The organism is Psychroserpens luteus (genome assembly GCF_015319355.1).
Classification (GTDB): Bacteria; Bacteroidota; Bacteroidia; order Flavobacteriales; family Flavobacteriaceae; genus Psychroserpens; species Psychroserpens luteus.
Window position 1 is genome coordinate 359,161 of record NZ_JADILU010000003.1, and the last position, 16,495, is coordinate 375,655.

20 protein-coding genes are annotated in these 16,495 nt (G+C 32.1%); 19 read left to right on the forward strand and 1 reads right to left on the reverse strand.

The window, feature by feature from the left end:
* Both IM744_RS08605 and IM744_RS08610 read left to right on the forward strand, forming a co-directional pair.
* Complete coding sequence (locus IM744_RS08605) at positions 1 to 225, forward strand: hypothetical protein (RefSeq protein ID WP_194507717.1); 225 nt, start codon at positions 1 to 3, stop codon at positions 223 to 225.
* A 10-nt stretch (positions 226 to 235) separates the two neighbouring features.
* Positions 236 to 601: an arsenate reductase family protein gene (locus IM744_RS08610; protein ID WP_194507718.1), complete on the forward strand. Its 366-nt coding sequence runs from the start codon at positions 236 to 238 to the stop codon at positions 599 to 601.
* Between the two features lie 68 nt (positions 602 to 669).
* Here the strand turns inward: IM744_RS08610 and IM744_RS08615 are convergent, their stop codons facing one another.
* A complete protein-coding gene (locus IM744_RS08615) occupies positions 670 to 1,206 on the reverse strand; it encodes a DinB family protein (protein ID WP_194507719.1) in 537 nt (178 codons plus the stop codon).
* A 138-nt stretch (positions 1,207 to 1,344) separates the two neighbouring features.
* On the opposite strand from IM744_RS08615, the gene IM744_RS08620 reads away from it, so the two are divergent.
* The 17 genes from IM744_RS08620 (at position 1,345) to IM744_RS08700 (ending at position 16,364) form a co-directional block, all read left to right on the forward strand.
* A complete protein-coding gene (locus IM744_RS08620) occupies positions 1,345 to 2,175 on the forward strand; it encodes a 5'-nucleotidase, lipoprotein e(P4) family (RefSeq protein WP_194507720.1) in 831 nt (276 codons plus the stop codon).
* 109 nt (positions 2,176 to 2,284) lie between these two features.
* Positions 2,285 to 2,671, forward strand: a complete 387-nt coding sequence (locus tag IM744_RS08625; protein ID WP_194507721.1) for a hypothetical protein — start codon at positions 2,285 to 2,287, stop codon at positions 2,669 to 2,671.
* 14 nt (positions 2,672 to 2,685) lie between these two features.
* Positions 2,686 to 3,735, forward strand: a complete 1,050-nt coding sequence (locus tag IM744_RS08630; RefSeq protein WP_194507722.1) for an ABC1 kinase family protein — start codon at positions 2,686 to 2,688, stop codon at positions 3,733 to 3,735.
* Positions 3,736 to 3,896: 161 nt separating this feature from the next.
* A complete protein-coding gene (locus IM744_RS08635; protein ID WP_194507723.1) occupies positions 3,897 to 4,367 on the forward strand; it encodes a protein kinase family protein in 471 nt (156 codons plus the stop codon).
* A 31-nt stretch (positions 4,368 to 4,398) separates the two neighbouring features.
* Positions 4,399 to 5,673: an MgtC/SapB family protein gene (locus tag IM744_RS08640; protein ID WP_194507724.1), complete on the forward strand. Its 1,275-nt coding sequence runs from the start codon at positions 4,399 to 4,401 to the stop codon at positions 5,671 to 5,673.
* A 263-nt stretch (positions 5,674 to 5,936) separates the two neighbouring features.
* The gene (locus IM744_RS08645; RefSeq protein ID WP_194507725.1) at positions 5,937 to 6,203 is read left to right on the forward strand and encodes a DUF5661 family protein; all 267 of its coding nucleotides are present in this window, start codon (positions 5,937 to 5,939) and stop codon (positions 6,201 to 6,203) included.
* 135 nt (positions 6,204 to 6,338) lie between these two features.
* A complete protein-coding gene (locus IM744_RS08650; RefSeq protein ID WP_194507726.1) occupies positions 6,339 to 6,848 on the forward strand; it encodes a ferritin in 510 nt (169 codons plus the stop codon).
* A 40-nt stretch (positions 6,849 to 6,888) separates the two neighbouring features.
* Positions 6,889 to 8,490 (forward strand): oleate hydratase, encoded by a 1,602-nt coding sequence (locus tag IM744_RS08655; RefSeq protein WP_194507727.1) that lies wholly within the window; start codon positions 6,889 to 6,891, stop codon positions 8,488 to 8,490.
* Between the two features lie 36 nt (positions 8,491 to 8,526).
* Positions 8,527 to 9,345 carry a DUF1269 domain-containing protein gene (locus IM744_RS08660; protein WP_194507728.1) on the forward strand — a complete coding sequence of 273 codons (819 nt, stop codon included), beginning with the start codon at positions 8,527 to 8,529 and terminating at the stop codon, positions 9,343 to 9,345.
* 44 nt (positions 9,346 to 9,389) lie between these two features.
* Positions 9,390 to 10,100: a 2,3-bisphosphoglycerate-dependent phosphoglycerate mutase gene (locus IM744_RS08665; protein WP_194507729.1), complete on the forward strand. Its 711-nt coding sequence runs from the start codon at positions 9,390 to 9,392 to the stop codon at positions 10,098 to 10,100.
* Between the two features lie 10 nt (positions 10,101 to 10,110).
* The gene (locus IM744_RS08670; protein WP_194507730.1) at positions 10,111 to 10,617 is read left to right on the forward strand and encodes a hypothetical protein; all 507 of its coding nucleotides are present in this window, start codon (positions 10,111 to 10,113) and stop codon (positions 10,615 to 10,617) included.
* Positions 10,618 to 10,635: 18 nt separating this feature from the next.
* Positions 10,636 to 11,136 (forward strand): coiled-coil domain-containing protein, encoded by a 501-nt coding sequence (locus tag IM744_RS08675; protein ID WP_194507731.1) that lies wholly within the window; start codon positions 10,636 to 10,638, stop codon positions 11,134 to 11,136.
* A 16-nt stretch (positions 11,137 to 11,152) separates the two neighbouring features.
* Complete coding sequence (locus IM744_RS08680; RefSeq protein WP_194507732.1) at positions 11,153 to 11,722, forward strand: HdeD family acid-resistance protein; 570 nt, start codon at positions 11,153 to 11,155, stop codon at positions 11,720 to 11,722.
* 191 nt (positions 11,723 to 11,913) lie between these two features.
* A complete protein-coding gene (locus tag IM744_RS08685) occupies positions 11,914 to 13,506 on the forward strand; it encodes an oleate hydratase (protein WP_194507733.1) in 1,593 nt (530 codons plus the stop codon).
* A 33-nt stretch (positions 13,507 to 13,539) separates the two neighbouring features.
* Complete coding sequence (locus tag IM744_RS08690; RefSeq protein ID WP_194507734.1) at positions 13,540 to 15,132, forward strand: oleate hydratase; 1,593 nt, start codon at positions 13,540 to 13,542, stop codon at positions 15,130 to 15,132.
* A gap of 47 nt (positions 15,133 to 15,179) precedes the next feature.
* Positions 15,180 to 15,809, forward strand: coding sequence for a DUF2238 domain-containing protein (locus IM744_RS08695; protein WP_194507735.1), 630 nt, complete (start codon positions 15,180 to 15,182; stop codon positions 15,807 to 15,809).
* 78 nt (positions 15,810 to 15,887) lie between these two features.
* Positions 15,888 to 16,364 (forward strand): Dps family protein, encoded by a 477-nt coding sequence (locus IM744_RS08700; protein WP_194507736.1) that lies wholly within the window; start codon positions 15,888 to 15,890, stop codon positions 16,362 to 16,364.
* Positions 16,365 to 16,495 lie beyond the last annotated feature (131 nt).

Below are 16,495 nucleotides of genomic sequence, written 5' to 3' on the forward strand. Positions count from 1 at the left end.
ATGAAAGATTTACACAATATTCTTACAGAAATTTCACAGCTTACTACAACTATTGAAACCGATTATCCAGAGCTTTATCGTTCTTTAGATGAAAATCCATTGACATTACCTGTGAGTAAACATCCTCATATGGATAAAAAGGTAATGACGGAATATCTAGAAAGTTTAAAGCAAATATTAGATCATTATGTAGTGGAAGAAAAAATAAAAAACAATAGACTTTAAAATTAAAATTATGGGAGAGATTGCGACATCTAATAGACAAATAACATTATTTTACAGTTCTAAATCTGAAAGAGCAAAACAGACCTTGGTTTATGCAAAAGCCGAAGGATTAGCCATTCAAGAAATAGATATAATAATAACCAAACTTACAGGAACACAAATAGTAGAACTTGCAGATAGATTAAATATGGTAGTTGCTGATCTTGTTAACCAAGATCATCCAGCTTATGAAACTAAATTTGAGCACCACAATTTTTCCACAGATGATTGGATAAAAATGATACAACACAACCCGGAAATAATGAAACAGCCCATTGCATTACGAGGCGAAAAAACTATTTTGGTTGAAACTCCTACAGATATTATTAAGATTTAATAAGACTGTCGTCAGTTCTCAAAAGATAGCGTTTTGATAGCTTTTCCGAAAGAAAATAGTCGAATTAATTAAAATTCTAGATGCTCTCCTTTGAGTACTTTTAGATAAGCAGAAATTTGTCCTCTATGATAAATTTCGTGTTCTAAAACCTTTCGCATTAAAAACCACCATAAAGTTGTTTTTTCATCATTATCTCCAGTTATTTCAGCGTTTATTTTTAAGGTATCAAGCGAGGAAATGATGGTGTAACGTTTTTGTTGTAAATTTTTTAATTTTTCAAGCATGGCTTCATAAGTCAATTTTTCAATAGCGACATGTGGTTCTTCAGATCCTAAAGTCCATTGAAACTCGTTTTCTTTAGATTCTGCTAAACTAAAAAACAATTCATCTACATGAATAAGATGTTGTACAATATGCGCAAAACTCATAGCTGTATTGTTTAAACGCCAATTGATAAAACCTTCGGGAATTTCTTGGAGTCTTTTAAGTGTGACTTCACGTATTTCCGAAGAAAACTCAGCTAAACGTTGTATGTTTTCCTTAGTGTCCATAATCGTTATTTTTTTTAAAAAAGCATTATCTGAATTTAGAATATTAAATCTCATTTCACAATGATTTTTCTCATATAACACTGATAATAATCATAGTAAATAGAATTGGCTTTTATTAATTTGATAAAATTATCAATTTGATAAACAGTCTAACTTTTAGATTATTAAAAACCTATCATTCAATTTTTTATTATGAAGAAAAGTATCTTAATTCCTTTTGTTACCTTTTTAATGCTTATTGGATGTAAATCACAAATAGCTCAAACAGAACATCAATCTCTAAGAATAGAAAAGGCAGATATTCCTATTCGTGAATATACAATACAAGCAGTGTTGTGGCAGCAACAGGCAGCAGAATATCGTGCCTTATCGTATCAAGCATTCAATCTTGCTCAAATGCAGTTGAATACTATTCTAGATAGAAAAACGGACTATAAAAAGCCTATTGCTATTGTAACAGATATTGATGAAACAGTATTGGATAATAGTCCTTATAGTGGCAAACAGATTGAATTAGATGAAGCGTATTCTACATTAAGATGGACAGAATGGGTAGAGGAGAAAAAGGCAAACGCAATTCCAGGAGCTCTTGATTTTTTCAATTATGCAAAAAGTAAAGGTGTAGATGTTTTTTATATTTCTAATCGATCTACAAATCAGAAAAAAGAGACTATTGAAAACTTACAAAGTATTGGTTTTCCTTTTGCTGATCAAACTCATGTCTTATTAAAAGACACGACTAGCGAAAAGAATCTAAGAAGGCTTCGTGTTCAAAAAGACTATGATATTGTATTACTCATTGGTGATAACTTATCTGATTTTTCTGAAATATTTGAGAATAGATCTTCCATCCAAAGAAATAGGAGTGTAGACAGTTTGAAAGCTTTTTTTGGAAAAAAATTCATTGTATTACCTAATCCAATCTATGGTGATTGGGAAACCAAGGGGGTTTTAGAAGGAGAGTATAATTGGACCAATTTTCAAAAAGATTCTATTCGTCATCAAAAAATAAAAAGCTACTAATAAATTATTTAAAGACTGACCAAAGTCATTTTATATCTATTGATAATTGATAATCTTTGATAAATATTACGAAACTAAATTTTTTAAATAATAATCTAAAAATAATACCATGGAAAAAGAAGTCTTATACAATTCTAATATGCATTTTGAACATGTACAATGGAAACGAGAATTAGCCTTTTGGGAAGACGAACTAAAGTCTTTTAATAATAGATTGAGTGAACTTGTAACACGATGGACAGATAAAGATGTGCTGGCACAATTAGAACATTATCAAAATGAATTTATTCTTCATGGAGGTGTCATTGAAGATTTACAAGAATCTATTGAAGAACACGAGGAACGTATTGCTGGTCAAAGTATAACAGGTGAAGACGCAATTGATGTACAATTAGCTAAACAACATGTAGAGTTTAGAAATAAAATAGAGACGCAAAGAGAGATCTACGCAGAACTTAAAAAACAGTTTTTCAGGTTTCTTGAAAAGTATATGTAAATCCAATAGTATTTATGGCAAGCCTAAAACTTCCAAAAAAAAGAGAAATTATTAGATATAACACCCTTTTTAGTGTACTCACAAAGTACGGTTTTGAAGATGTTATGGCTAGTGGTAAACTTAAGATATTAGTTCCAAATAGTTATCTCAAAAGTCATCCAGATACTCAAAAGTTACTCGCATTCACAAAGTATGAGCGTATAAGAATGGTTTTGGAAGAATTAGGCCCAACCTACGTTAAACTTGGACAAATATTTAGCAATAGGGATGATATGCTACCTCCAGACTTAATTAAAGAACTGGAAAAATTGCAAGATCATGTTCCTGTTTTAAAACACTTTAACGTGAATGAAGTTGTTGAAAAAGAGCTTGGAATTACTATTTTAGAGCATTTTCAATCTATAAATACTGAGCCTCTTGCTGCTGCTTCATTAGCACAAGTACATAAAGCACAATTACTAACTGGTAAACAAGTAGTTCTTAAAATACAGCGACCAGATATTAAAGACATTATTGAAGCAGATATTTTGGTAATGAAGCAAGTTGCCAGGAGCCTACAAAAGTATAGTAAGAAAGCTAAAGCTTTTCAGCCTATGCGAATTGTTGATGCGTTTGAAAAAAGCATCAAAGAAGAACTTCAGTTTTTAAAAGAGGTTGGCAATATGGAAAGGTTTGCTAAAGATTTTGAAGGCAATGAATCTATTTATGTCCCAAAAGCGTATCGAGAGTTATGTACAGATCAACTTATTTGTATGGAGTTTATTGATGGTGTTAAAGTATCAGAAATAAAGACGCTTAATTCCCTAAATATAGATACAACTAAAGTAGCAAAAGTAGGTGTAGACTTATATTTAAAGCAAGTATTAGATCACGGTTTTTTTCATGCAGATCCTCATCCAGGAAATATTTTTGTGTTACCAGAAACTGAGAAAATCTGTTTTATAGATTTCGGAATGATGGGAATCATTATGCCAAATGATAAAGACGCATTGAGTGATCTTTTGTTGTACTTTTTACAAAAGAATGTCAAGAAAATTATACCTTACTGGAGAAGGTTGCAGTAAAAGTTCAAATTCCAGATTATAAAAAATTAGAGTACGATTTATATGAATTAATAGAAAATGTTAGTAATACAAGTCTTGAGAATATCAAATTAAGCAATATTCTCAATCAGTTTAAAGCTGTTTTATACGAGAATAAAATAACCTTACCTCATTATTTGTATATGCTCATAAGAGCTTTAGTTATTATTGAAGGTGTGGGTCTTAAACTAGATCCTGCATTTAATATGACAGATAATTTACAACCGTATACGTCTAAAATTACACGAAAACGTTTCAATATTAAAAGATTATTTAAAAAGAACCTAAATCGTTTTCAAGATATTAATGAACTTGCAGATTCACTACCTGATGACATTAATACCATCTTAAAAAAAATAAAAGAAGGTAAATTAGTAATTGTTCATGAGCATAAAGGGCTTAAAAAATTACAAGAGGCATCAAGCAAAGCTATTAATCGTTTGGTATTTGCTATTATTATTGCAGCCTTGTCTATTGGGTCTTCAATTTTAGTAATTGCAAAAATGCCACCTTTGGTAAATGGTATTCCATTATTGGGAGCTATTGGGTTTTTATTGTCCGCAATATTGGGTTTTTATATTCTCATCTCTATTTTTAGAAACAATCAATTTTAGTAATTGATTTATAGTAAGTTGAAATACATTTATGGACGCAATTCAAGGCATAACTCAATTTATAGACACCTACATTTTAGGAGTACTCATCAGTATGGGTATTGGTCTTATCATTGGTTTAGAACGAGAATATGACAAACTTAAAGATGAAAAAGGTATTGCTGGTATAAGAACCTTTCCTATAGTTACAATTCTTGGATTCTCATTAGGCAATCTTACAGAGCTATTTACACCTTGGCTATTAATTATAAGTCTAGGTGCCTTTATTTTGTTTTTAGCATTTAATCAGTTTTCTCAAAAAAAAGAAGAGCAGGACCACGGTTTAACGACCAACTTAGCCTTAATAGCAACTTTTGTTTTAGGGACAATGGTATCGGTTGAATATTACAGAGAAGCAGTTGCTACAGCTGTTATAATCGTTACATTGCTATCTCTTAAGACACGATTCCGTGCGGTTATTAGTAATATTACTTCCGAAGAACTTTTTGCATTCATTAAGTTTTCAATAATCGCTTTGTTAATTCTACCGTTTCTTCCTAATAAAACCTATGGTCCAGATAACCTATTAAATCCTTTTGAAATCGGTTCCATAGTAGTCATCGTTTCTTTTTTAAATTTTATCGGTTATTTTCTAGTCAAATTTATAGGCTCTAAAAAAGGAATCATACTCACTGCAATACTTGGCGGACTTATATCCAGTACAGCAGTAGCCTGGAATTATGCGTCAAGGAGTAAAGAATCTCCAGAACTGTCAAAAAAATATAGTGCAGGAATCATAGTTGCATCAGCCATTATGTTTCCACGACTTGCTTTGTTAGCCTACATTTTTAACAATGAGATCCTAATTAATTTAGCACTACCCTTTGGATTATTAACAGCCATATGTGTGATAGCAACGTTGCTGTTAATGCGAAAAGATGATCCAAAACCAGACACCAATATTAAACTTGGCAATCCCTTAAATATGTTGAATGCTATTGGATTTGGAGTCGTTTATGTTGTTATTCTTTTTGCAGTTTTTTATAGCAATCAGTTTTTTGGGGAAAGTGGTTTGTATTATTCCGCTTTAATAGCAGGTCTGGCAGATACAGATGCCATTACAATTAGCATGTCAAAATTCTCTTTAGATGGCGATAAATTAACGCTCGCATCATCTGTAATTATTGCAGCTACGATCAGTAATATGTTAGTGAAATTAGGCATAACCGCTTTTAAAGGTTCCAAAACAGCAGGCAAACTTGTTGGCTACGCTTTTGGTAGCGTCATCCTAGTCGGTATCATTTACATTCTTATGATTAGAAACTAGTTCCATTTAAATATTTAAAAGTTGGGCGTGACCACAAGGGTCAGGCTTTTCGCTACAATTCCTCGCATCTCCTGCGTCGAGCTGCGGGATTTTCACTGCAATCCTTCACGCAAATACACAACCATTAATTATACATAAATAATTTTTTTTCTTTTTCATCATGCTGACCTAAGTCAGTGTTAGTCTTCATTTAGAAAAGTAATTTTATACTAGAAATTTTGACAGTGGTTTTATGAATTTCCTGTCAAATAAAATACAAGACAATGAAAAAATTAAACGCACAAGAAGCAAAAGAAATTGGGAATACTCTTGGTATTCAATGGACGGATATACCATTAGATGAATTTACAAAAGGAATAAATGTAGAATTTGAACATGGTACAAGATATCCAGAAACTAATGTTACCAATGACGATAAAAACATCACCGGAAAAATAGCTTGGGCGCATTTAAAAGAGTTTCCAGATTACTATACACGCTTAGAAAAAATGGAAAATGAAGCGGAAGCATATTGGAACAAAAAGAAGTAAACTGATTTAAATCAGTTTACTCACGCTGACGTAGGTCAGTGTGTCTCTCTCCATAACATTCTAATTTTGAAGTCTAAACAGATATCAAAAATTAGATACTTCAAAACAAAAAATAAATATTTTAATAGAAAGAACATGAAAACGAAATCAGAATTTTTAAGCGAAGCAATGGTGAAGTTGCTAAATTATAGAGTAGAACAAGAAGAATATTCTTCAAGAATATATTTAGCCATGTCTACCTGGTTAGATGATAAAGGGTTTGTAGGAGCAGCAAAATTATTTAAACAATATAGTGATGAAGAGTTGGTACATGCAGATAAAGCAAAAAAGATGCTTTTAGCAAATGGTATTAGACCAATCACTCCAGCTTTAAAACAACCAAAACAAGATTTTATTAGCCTTCCAGATGTTATTCTGGCAGCATTAGAACATGAAAAAGAAATTACCACACAATGCTATGCACTTACCAAAGCAGCACATACCGAAGAAAACTTTATGGTTGTAGAATTGGGTTTATGGTTTTGCAAAGAGCAAGCAGAAGAGTTAAGCAAAGTGCAATATTTAATAGGACGATTAGAAGCTTTTGGAGAAGAGTCTATCATGCTAAGAGAGTTGGATGAAGAGATGGGAGAATTAGCAGATTAACCAATTTAAAAAGCAATTAGTAACAATAAAATTATTTATTATGTACAATAGTAATAAGGACAGAAAAGCATATTTCATAGGTGGCGGAATAGGATCCTTAGCAGGAGCAGCATTTTTAATACGTGATGGAGGAGTAGCAGGTAATAATATTACAATCTTTGAAAGTCTACCAGTATTAGGTGGAAGTTTAGATGCAGGAGGAAATCCAGATGATGGTTACACGTTACGTGGTTCACGTATGTTTACATTAAACATTTATGAATGTACATGGAGTTTGTTCAAATCCATTCCATCCCTTACAGATCCAAATACTTCTGTAACCGAAGAGACCATAGCATTTAATGAAAAAGTAATATCAAACTCAAAAGCGCGTCTTATAGATAAAAACCGAGCAATTGTAGATTCATCTAAACTGGGTTTTTCTATGGCAAACCGTACCGAGCTTCTTAAACTAAGTGAAGCAAGCGAAGAAAAACTAGGTAATAGTGCGATCTACGATTGGTTTTCTCCTTCCTTTTTCGAAACTAATTTTTGGTTCATGTGGCGCACAAGTTTTGCGTTTTCACCTTGGCATAGTGCAGTAGAGTTTAAACGTTACCTACACCGTTTTATGCAAGAGTTTCCAAATGTTGAAACAATGACAGGTGTTAAACGTACAGTATACAATCAGTATGATTCTATGATTCTTCCGTTAGAAGTTTGGTTAAAATCTCATGGTGTTCATTTTATGAAAGGTAGTAATGTAACAGATTTAGATACAGCTTATGCTCTAGATCCAAAAACAGAAACCGAAAAGGTAGTCGTAAAAAATATTACTTATAAAAATTCAGGAAATATTGAAACAATTGAGATCAAAGATAGCGATTTAGTGTTCTATCAAAATGGTTCAATGACAGACGCTTCTAGTTATGGTTCTATGACAACTGCACCAAAATTCTTTACAAAAGAAGATAGTCAAGGTTGGGAATTATGGGAAAAATTAGCGAATAAATATCCAGGATTTGGTAAACCCGAAGTGTTTAATTCAAATATAGCAGAATCCTTCTGGGAATCTTTTACAGTAACATTAAAAGACACCGCTTTCTTTGATCAGATGGAAAAGTTATCTGGTAACAAAGCAGGTACTGGCAGTCAGGTAACACTTAAAGATTCTAATTGGTTTATGAGTTTTTCATTAAATAATCAACCACACTATAAAGATCAACCCTCTAACGTACAAGTGTTCTTTACATATGGATTGCATCCAGATCGTGCTGGAAACTTTGTAGGTAAACCAATGACAGAATGTACAGGAGAGGAAATCCTTAGAGAATTATGTGGCCATTTAAAATTCGATTATGATGTTGTATTTGCTAATGCAATTTGTATTCCATGTAGAATGCCATACATCACAAGTATGTTTATGCCACGTTTAAAAACCGATAGACCGCTTCCTGTACCTAAAAATTCAAAAAACTTGGCATTTATCAGTCAGTTTGTTGAAATTCCAGATGATGTAGTTTTTACCGTTGAATATTCAGTTCGCGCAGCTCAAATGGCAGTGTATGAATTGTTAGATATAAATCTGGAAATTCCGCCAATAACTAAATTCGATAAAACTCTTAAAGTGGAACTTGAAACAGTTGTTAAAGCATTCCATTAAATAAAAATAAATAGTCACAATTAAAAACTAGAAAAAATGGCAAATATTATCGTAGTTCCTTTTCAGGATGAAGAAAAAGCAATAAAAGCTTTGCACAAAATTAAAGAGTTAGATGCTTATGGAGATATTACACTCTATGAACACATGATGATTCGTAAAAAAGAAAACAATAAATACGACGTACTAAATGATCAAACAGATGGCGAAGGCTGGAGAACATTTACAGGATTAGCTCTTGGAGGTCTTATTGGAGCTTTTGCAGGACCTTTAGGATTAATTATTGGGTTGTATACAGGAACAGTAGCAGGTGCTATTTGGGATGTTAGTCGTTATGATTTTGAAGATGATTTTATTAAAAAGGTCAGTAATAAAATGCACGTAGGAACTATTGCTATTGTTGCTGAAATAGCAGAAGATAGTTCAGTGTTTGTTGATGACGCTCTTAAAGGATTAAGTTCAGAAATCATAAGAAGTGAAGCAGGATTAGAATTTGATGATTATGTAGATGATCAAATTGAAGATTTAGAAGAAGACATTGAAGATGAGCGTGAAAAACTTAAAAAAGCAACTGCTGAAGAAAAAGCTAAAATTAAAGCTAAAATTGCCAGTCTAAAAGCTAAACGTAAAGCTAAAATAGCTGAGTTGGAAGCAAAAAGAAAATCTGCTTTAAAAGAAATCAAAAACGAAACCAAAGCGCGAATTAATAAATTGGAAACACGTCTTGAAGGTTATAAAGATGCTATTTCAGAATCCTATAGTAAAGCAAGAAAGAACAGACTAAAAAAGCGTATCAAAAGGGAAGAAGAAAAACTATACCAATTGCACAATGCATTGGGAGAAGATAGTGTTGACTAATGATGACGAATTAAAATAGATCATAGCTTTAAAATGAAATAAAAATGGGAAAGTTAATACTAGTAAGACACGGAAAAAGCTTTTGGAACATGGAAAATATCTTTACGGGCTGGACAGATATTGATCTTGCACCAGAAGGAATTGTTGAAGCTAGGTTAGCAGGAGAAATCATTAGAAGTCAAAATATAACTATTGACATCTGTTTTTCATCCTATCTAAAAAGAGCTATAAGAACAGCCTTAATTATCTTAGATGGTTCAGATATGATGCATATTGATTTCTTGAAAAGTTGGAAACTAAATGAGCGAAATTATGGTGCATGGCAAGGCAGAAATAAAGACGAAGTAAAAGAAGACGTTGGAGAAGATTTGTTTTGGGCGATTAGAAGAGGCTATAGTACACCACCTCCTAGTTTGTCTACTGATGATGAAAGGCATCCAAAATTTGACCGCAGATATCATAATCTTAGCATAGGTGATTTACCAGTAGGAGAATCCTTGGAACAAACAAAACAAAGAGCTGTTCAATACTTTTTTGAAGCTATTGTTCCAGAACTGGTAAAAGGAAAGACTGTTTTAGTTTCGGCACATGGAAATTCTATTCGAGCATTAATTGGACATATTGAAAATATTGCTCCAAAAGAATATCCAAAAGTTGAAGTTCAAACAGGAGTACTAAATGTATATGAGTTTGATAATGCTATGAGGTTAAAAGATAAATATGCATTAACTCAAGAAAGTCTAGTAGCAATTTAAATAGTGAGATATGAAAACAAATATGTTATCCTCGTTGGTAATAGTATTTATGATAGGAATCATATCAATAGGCTGTGGATCGAACTCAACTAAAAAGTCAAAATTAGCTAAACAAAATATTAAGGAAGCTAATGCGAATTTAAATCAAGTAAGAAAAGAGTCTCAAGAAGAATTAAAAATAAAAGCAAAAGTAGATTGGGAAAAATTTAATAAAGATTCTCAAAAGGCAATTAAAGAACGAGAAATTCAAATTGAAGAATTAAGGGCTAGAATTTTAGAAATCAATAAAGAAGAAAAACAAAAATTGACCTTAGCACTTGATACATTAGAACAAAAAAAGAAAAGTCTCAAAGAGAGATTAGCTCAAATGGATAAAAAACTTAAGACAAATATGGAGCATATTAATGAATCTGATGAAGTTATAAAAATAGCTTTTGAGAGAGCATTTGTTCACGACATGAATGAGCTCATAATTGGAATTAGAGATTTTTGGAAAACAAATAGTATTAATAAATAACATTTAAAACATTTAATTATGAAAAAAAATATTCTATCCTTAATCATAATAATATTTATGACAGGAACAGTTTTAACAGGTTGTGGTGAGACATCTAAAAAAGATGCAAAATCAGTTAAAGAGGATGTGAAAACACTCAATAAAGATTTAACACAAGGCGCAAAAGACACTAGTGAAGAAATTAAAACTGCAGTACAATCAGATTGGCAAAAGTTTAAAGCATCATCCGAAACTGCAATTGAAAATACAGAAAAGCAAATTGAAACACTAAGAGGTGAAATTGCTAAAGCTAGTAAAAATGAAAAAGAAAAATTGACAAAAGAACTTGATAAACTCGAACAAAAAAACAAAGAACTCAAAGAAAAATTAGTAAAAAGAGGTAAAGAGTTTAAAGAAGACATGATTACTTTTAATAAATCTGCTAAATCTGATGAACAAAAGTTTGAACGTGAGTTTACTCATGATATGGATGAACTAGGAAGAGCTTTGAAAGATCTTTTTAAAAATAACGTAGATTAACTTCAATCATATAATTATGGCAACTACAATTTTAAGTTCAGCACAATCTGCAGTAAAAAATTGGTGGATATCTCTTTTAATAGGTATTCTATACATTATTGCTGGAGTATGGGTGTTTCAAACACCATTAGCAAGTTATGTTTCTTTAAGTATCGTTTTTAGTGTATTCATCTTTGTATCAGGCATCTCTCAAATTGTATTTTCAATTTCTAATAAAAGTGATATACAAGGTTGGGGTTGGTATTTAGCAGGAGGTATTCTAGATCTCATAATAGGGGTATTATTAATATCACATCCATTAATGACGATGGCAATTCTTCCTTTTTACGTTGGTTTCTGGTTATTGTTTCAAGGTTTTATGGCAATTGGATTATCGTTTCAGTTTAAATCTGTTGATGTTCCAAATTGGGGTTGGTTACTGTTTTTAGGATTACTCACTATAGTATTTTCCTTTTTATTATTAGCTAATCCGGTGTTTGCAGGTTTAAGTATTGTTTATATGACTGCTATGGCTTTTATCACTGCTGGTGTTTTTAGAATATTTCTGGCGTTTGGTTTGAAAAAAATTAAAAAAGAATTCAGTTAACAACAAGAACAACAAGAACAACAATTTAAAGCAATGTTATAACCGTGAGTGGTCATAAGTTAGGGCTTGGTCTCTTATTATTTGCAAACTCACTAGTTGGTAAAACAGCTGTTGCCAATTTGCTTATAGAAAATACATAAACGGTTATCTCATTGCTTTTTAAATATTTATATCACAAAAATTCAGAAATAATGAGAACTAATATAAAAGAAACTAAAGCTTATTTAGTAGGTGGAGGTATTGGGAATATGGCTGCTGCTTCATTTATGATCAGAGATGGAGGAATTCCAGGAGAAAATATAACAATTTATGAAGCACTACCAGTATTAGGTGGAGTTTTAGATGCTGCTGGAAATGCAGAAAGTGGTTACTCTTTGCGTGGAGGACGAATGTTATGCGCAGACATCTATGAGTGCATGTGGTCTCTAATGAAAACGATTCCTTCATTAACAGATCCTAATAAATCAGTTTATGACGAAACTGTAGAATTCAATAAAGTGGTTAAAACGGATGCTCACGCACGTATTATCAACAAAAACCGTGCGGTTCCAGATCTTTCTTCATTGGGTTTATCAATGCACAATCGATTTGAACTACTTAGACTATTAGAAACCAGTGAAGAAAAACTTGGTAATGATAGGATTACAGATTGGTTGTCGCCAGAACTTTTAGAATCAAATTTTTGGTACATGTGGATTACTTCATTTGCTTTTGAACCATGGCATAGTGCTGTAGAATTCAAACGTTATATGCATCGTTTTTTAAAACAGTTTACACAAATTGCAACCATGGGTGGAATTTCACGTACGGTTTACAATGAATATGATTCGATTGTGCGCCCTCTTGAAGCTTGGTTAGTTGAAAAAGGAGTTAAGATTTTAAAAGGACATATGGTTACAGACCTAAATCTTGATTTTGATGATGAAGATGGTAAATGGGCTGTAAACAAGATTGAATATGTAGTTGAAGGTAAGACAGAAACGATTCCGATAAGTAAGAATGACTTAGTGTTTTTTCAAAATGGTTCTATGGGAGATGCAACAAGTATTGGATCAATGACAAGTCCGCCAAAGCGTTTAACCAAAAAAGATAGTAAAGGTTGGGTTTTATGGGAGAAACTAGCAAAAGGACGTCCAGAATTTGGTAATCCTGCTGTATTTAACTCTAGCATACCAGAGTCTAATTGGGAGTCATTCATTGTAACATTAAAAGATCCCGTGTTTTTTGATAAAATGGAAGAGTTAACAGGCAACAAGCATGGTACAGGAGCTCTAGTGACTTTTAAAGATTCCAATTGGTTATTGTCAGTTGTATTAAAACACCAAAGACGTTATCCACAACAACCAGATGGTGTGCAAGTATTTTGGGGCTATTCTTTACGACCTGATCGTATTGGTGACTTTGTTAGTAAATCAATGACAGATTGTAATGGTCAAGATATCCTTAAAGAAATATGTGGTCATCTTCGATTTGATATGGATGAGGTGTTTTCAAAAGCAAACTGTATTCCTTGCAAAATGCCATATATCACTAGTATGTTTATGCCACGTACCAATACTGACCGACCATTACCAGTTCCAAAAAACTCAAGAAACTTGGCCTTTGTAAGTCAGTTTGTAGAAATCCCACATGATACTGTTTTTACAGTGGAATATTCTGTTCGAGCAGCACAGATGGCAGTTTATGAATTACTGGATATTGAATTGGAAATTCCACCAATTACACGTCATGACAAAAATTTAAAAGTAAACCTTGAAGCAGCGCTTAGAACGCTGAAAAATTAAGTAAACTTCCTTGAGGATAAAAAAATAAAAGTTATGAAGCGACATAAAAATAAAAAACCAGAAGATGCTAAAATATACCTTATAGGTAGTGGAATAGCATCTCTTGCAAGTGCAGTGTATTTAATTAAAGATGCTGGTGTGCAAGGCAAAAATATTCATATTCTAGAAAAAGACAATATCCTTGGTGGAGCGCTTGATGGTGCAGGAAATATAGAAGATGGTTTTGTAGTAAGAGGAGGACGAATGCATGAAGAACATTATGCTTGCTATTGGGACTTACTATCTAATATTCCATCTTATGACGACCCAAATGTTTCTGTAAAAGAGGAGTCGTTTGAATTTAATAAACGATTTGTTTCAAACGGACAAGCGAGACTTTTAAAAGAAGGTAAAATAATGGATGTGTCTTCTTACGGACTTTCCATAAAACAACAAGCCGAATTTTTAAAACTCATATTTGCTTCAGAAAAATCGTTAGGGAATAAAAGAATTGAAGATTGGTTTGATCAAGCATTTTTCGATACTAACTTTTGGTACATCTGGTCTACTATGTTTGCGTTTCAAAAATGGAGTAGCGTTGTAGAAATGAGACGCTATATGAAACGCTTCATTCATTTAATTGATGGTTTAAAAAAGTTAGGTGGAGTCATGCGTACCAAATACAATCAATACCATTCTGTCGTTATTCCTCTAAAAAATTACTTAAAGGAATATGAAGTACATTTTGATTTAGGGCACGAAGTTGTAGATATAGATTTTAATTTGTCTTCAGATAAAAAAACAGCGACAGTATTGCATTTAAAAGATAAAAATGAAATAGTCCTTGGTAAAAATGACTATGTTTTTATTACGAATGGTTCTATTACTGAAAGTACTGATAATGGCGCTTGGGATAGACCAGCAAAACTAAAAGGAATTGCAGAGTCTAGGTCTTGGCAGCTTTGGAAAAAGATTGCAGAAAAAGATAAAGCTTTTGGTAATCCAGATCCTTTTTGTGATAATATTGATTTGCAAAAATGGTACTCTTTTACAGCAACATTAAAAGACAATACATTCCATGATTATATGGAGAATTTTTCAGGTAATGTTGATGGTACTGGTGGTTTGGTAACCATGACAGATTCTAATTGGTTAATGTCTATAGTCATTGCACGTCAACCACATTTTCCAAATCAACCAAAGGATGTTAAAGTATTTTGGGGATATGGATTATATCCTGATAGAAAAGGAAACTACGTTAATAAAACAATGGCAGAATGTACTGGTGAGGAAATTTTAGAAGAGTTATGGTATCACTTAAAAGTTCAAGACCTAATGAATCCTATTGTAAAGTCAGGTAAGGTAAACTGTATACCTACTGCAATGCCATATATAGATAGTTTGTTTATGCCAAGAAAAATTGGTGACAGACCAAAAGTATTACCTAAAGGTGCTACTAATTTCGCGTTTTTAGGTCAATTTGCTGAGGTTCCAAAAGATGTGGTATTTACTGTAGAGTATTCTGTAAGAACAGCGCAAACTGCAGTTTATGGTTTATTTGAAACAGATAAAGAAGTATTACCTGTATATGACTCAATTCATAGCCCAAAAGCATTGTTAACCGCTCTTAAATCTATTAGCAACTAAAAATATTGGTTTAGAAATTAAGCGTTTCTAATGTGTATATTTGTGAAATGAAATTAAAAAACAGTGCTATTACTGTAATCGGAGATAAGCTTTTTGGGTTTGGTTTGTTGTTTTTAATGGTGTGGATAAATACCCTAATTGGAACAACAGATATTAACAATTGGTTTATAGAGAATACGTTAACAGTAATAGCACTGCTTTTTTTAATTCTTACTTATTCGAAGTATCGTTTTAGCAATTATAGTTATTTCTTAATTTGTATTTTTTTGTGTCTACATGTTTATGGTTCTAAATATACCTATGCAGAAAATTTATTTGGCTATTGGTTACAAGATGTATTTCATTCTACAAGAAATCACTATGACAGATTGGTACATTTCAGTTTTGGTTTACTATTGTATTATCCATTGCAAGAATGTTTTTCAAAATGGATTAGAATTCCGAAGAATTTAGCATTAAAACTACCTGTTTTAATCATTCTATCAACAAGTGCTTTATATGAAATTATTGAATGGTTAGTAGCAGACGTGTTTTTTGTAGAAGAAGGGATTTCCTATTTGGGTACTCAAGGTGACGTTTGGGATTCACAAAAGGATATGGCAGTCGCCTTTTTAGGTGTTATGATGGCTGCTTTGCTCTTCCATGTCTATTCCAGATTAAAAAATTCAAGAAAATAGTCTAGACTGACCTAAGTCATAATAATTGTTTGCAACATCCAATACCTTTATATAATTATTAATTTAAAATTATATAAAATGAAAAAGCCTAACATTGGGATTTCAGCAGAAAACAGACAAGCTATAGCAGACCAATTATCAAAGATATTAGCAGACGAATTTGTATTGTATTCAAAAACTCTAAATTTCCACTGGAACATTGAAGGTCCAGATTTTCATTCTGTACATGTTTATTTGGAAACCTTATACGAAGAACAACAAGACGTTGTTGATACTGTAGCAGAAAAAATACGTATGATAGGTCACTATGTACCTGCAACTTTAGAAAAATATTCACAATTAACGCATCTTACTGAAAAAACAAAAGGTAAAAATGATAGTCAAAGTATCTTCGCAGAATTGCTGGAAGATCACGAAAGCATTATTATTTTCCTTAGAGAAGAAATAAAACCTATTGCAGATAAATGGCAAGCTGATGGTATTAGTGACTACCTTACTGGACTTATGGAACAGCACGAAAAGACAGCTTGGATGTTAAGATCACATTTAAAGTAAGCATTATAAATTTATAAATGCATCTTATTTAAAAACCCAGACGGTATGTATACTGTTTGGGTTTTTTAGTTAAATAAAAATAGCAACCCATAAAATAGTCCACTGTGTTAAAATTTTCAGAAATAATAATT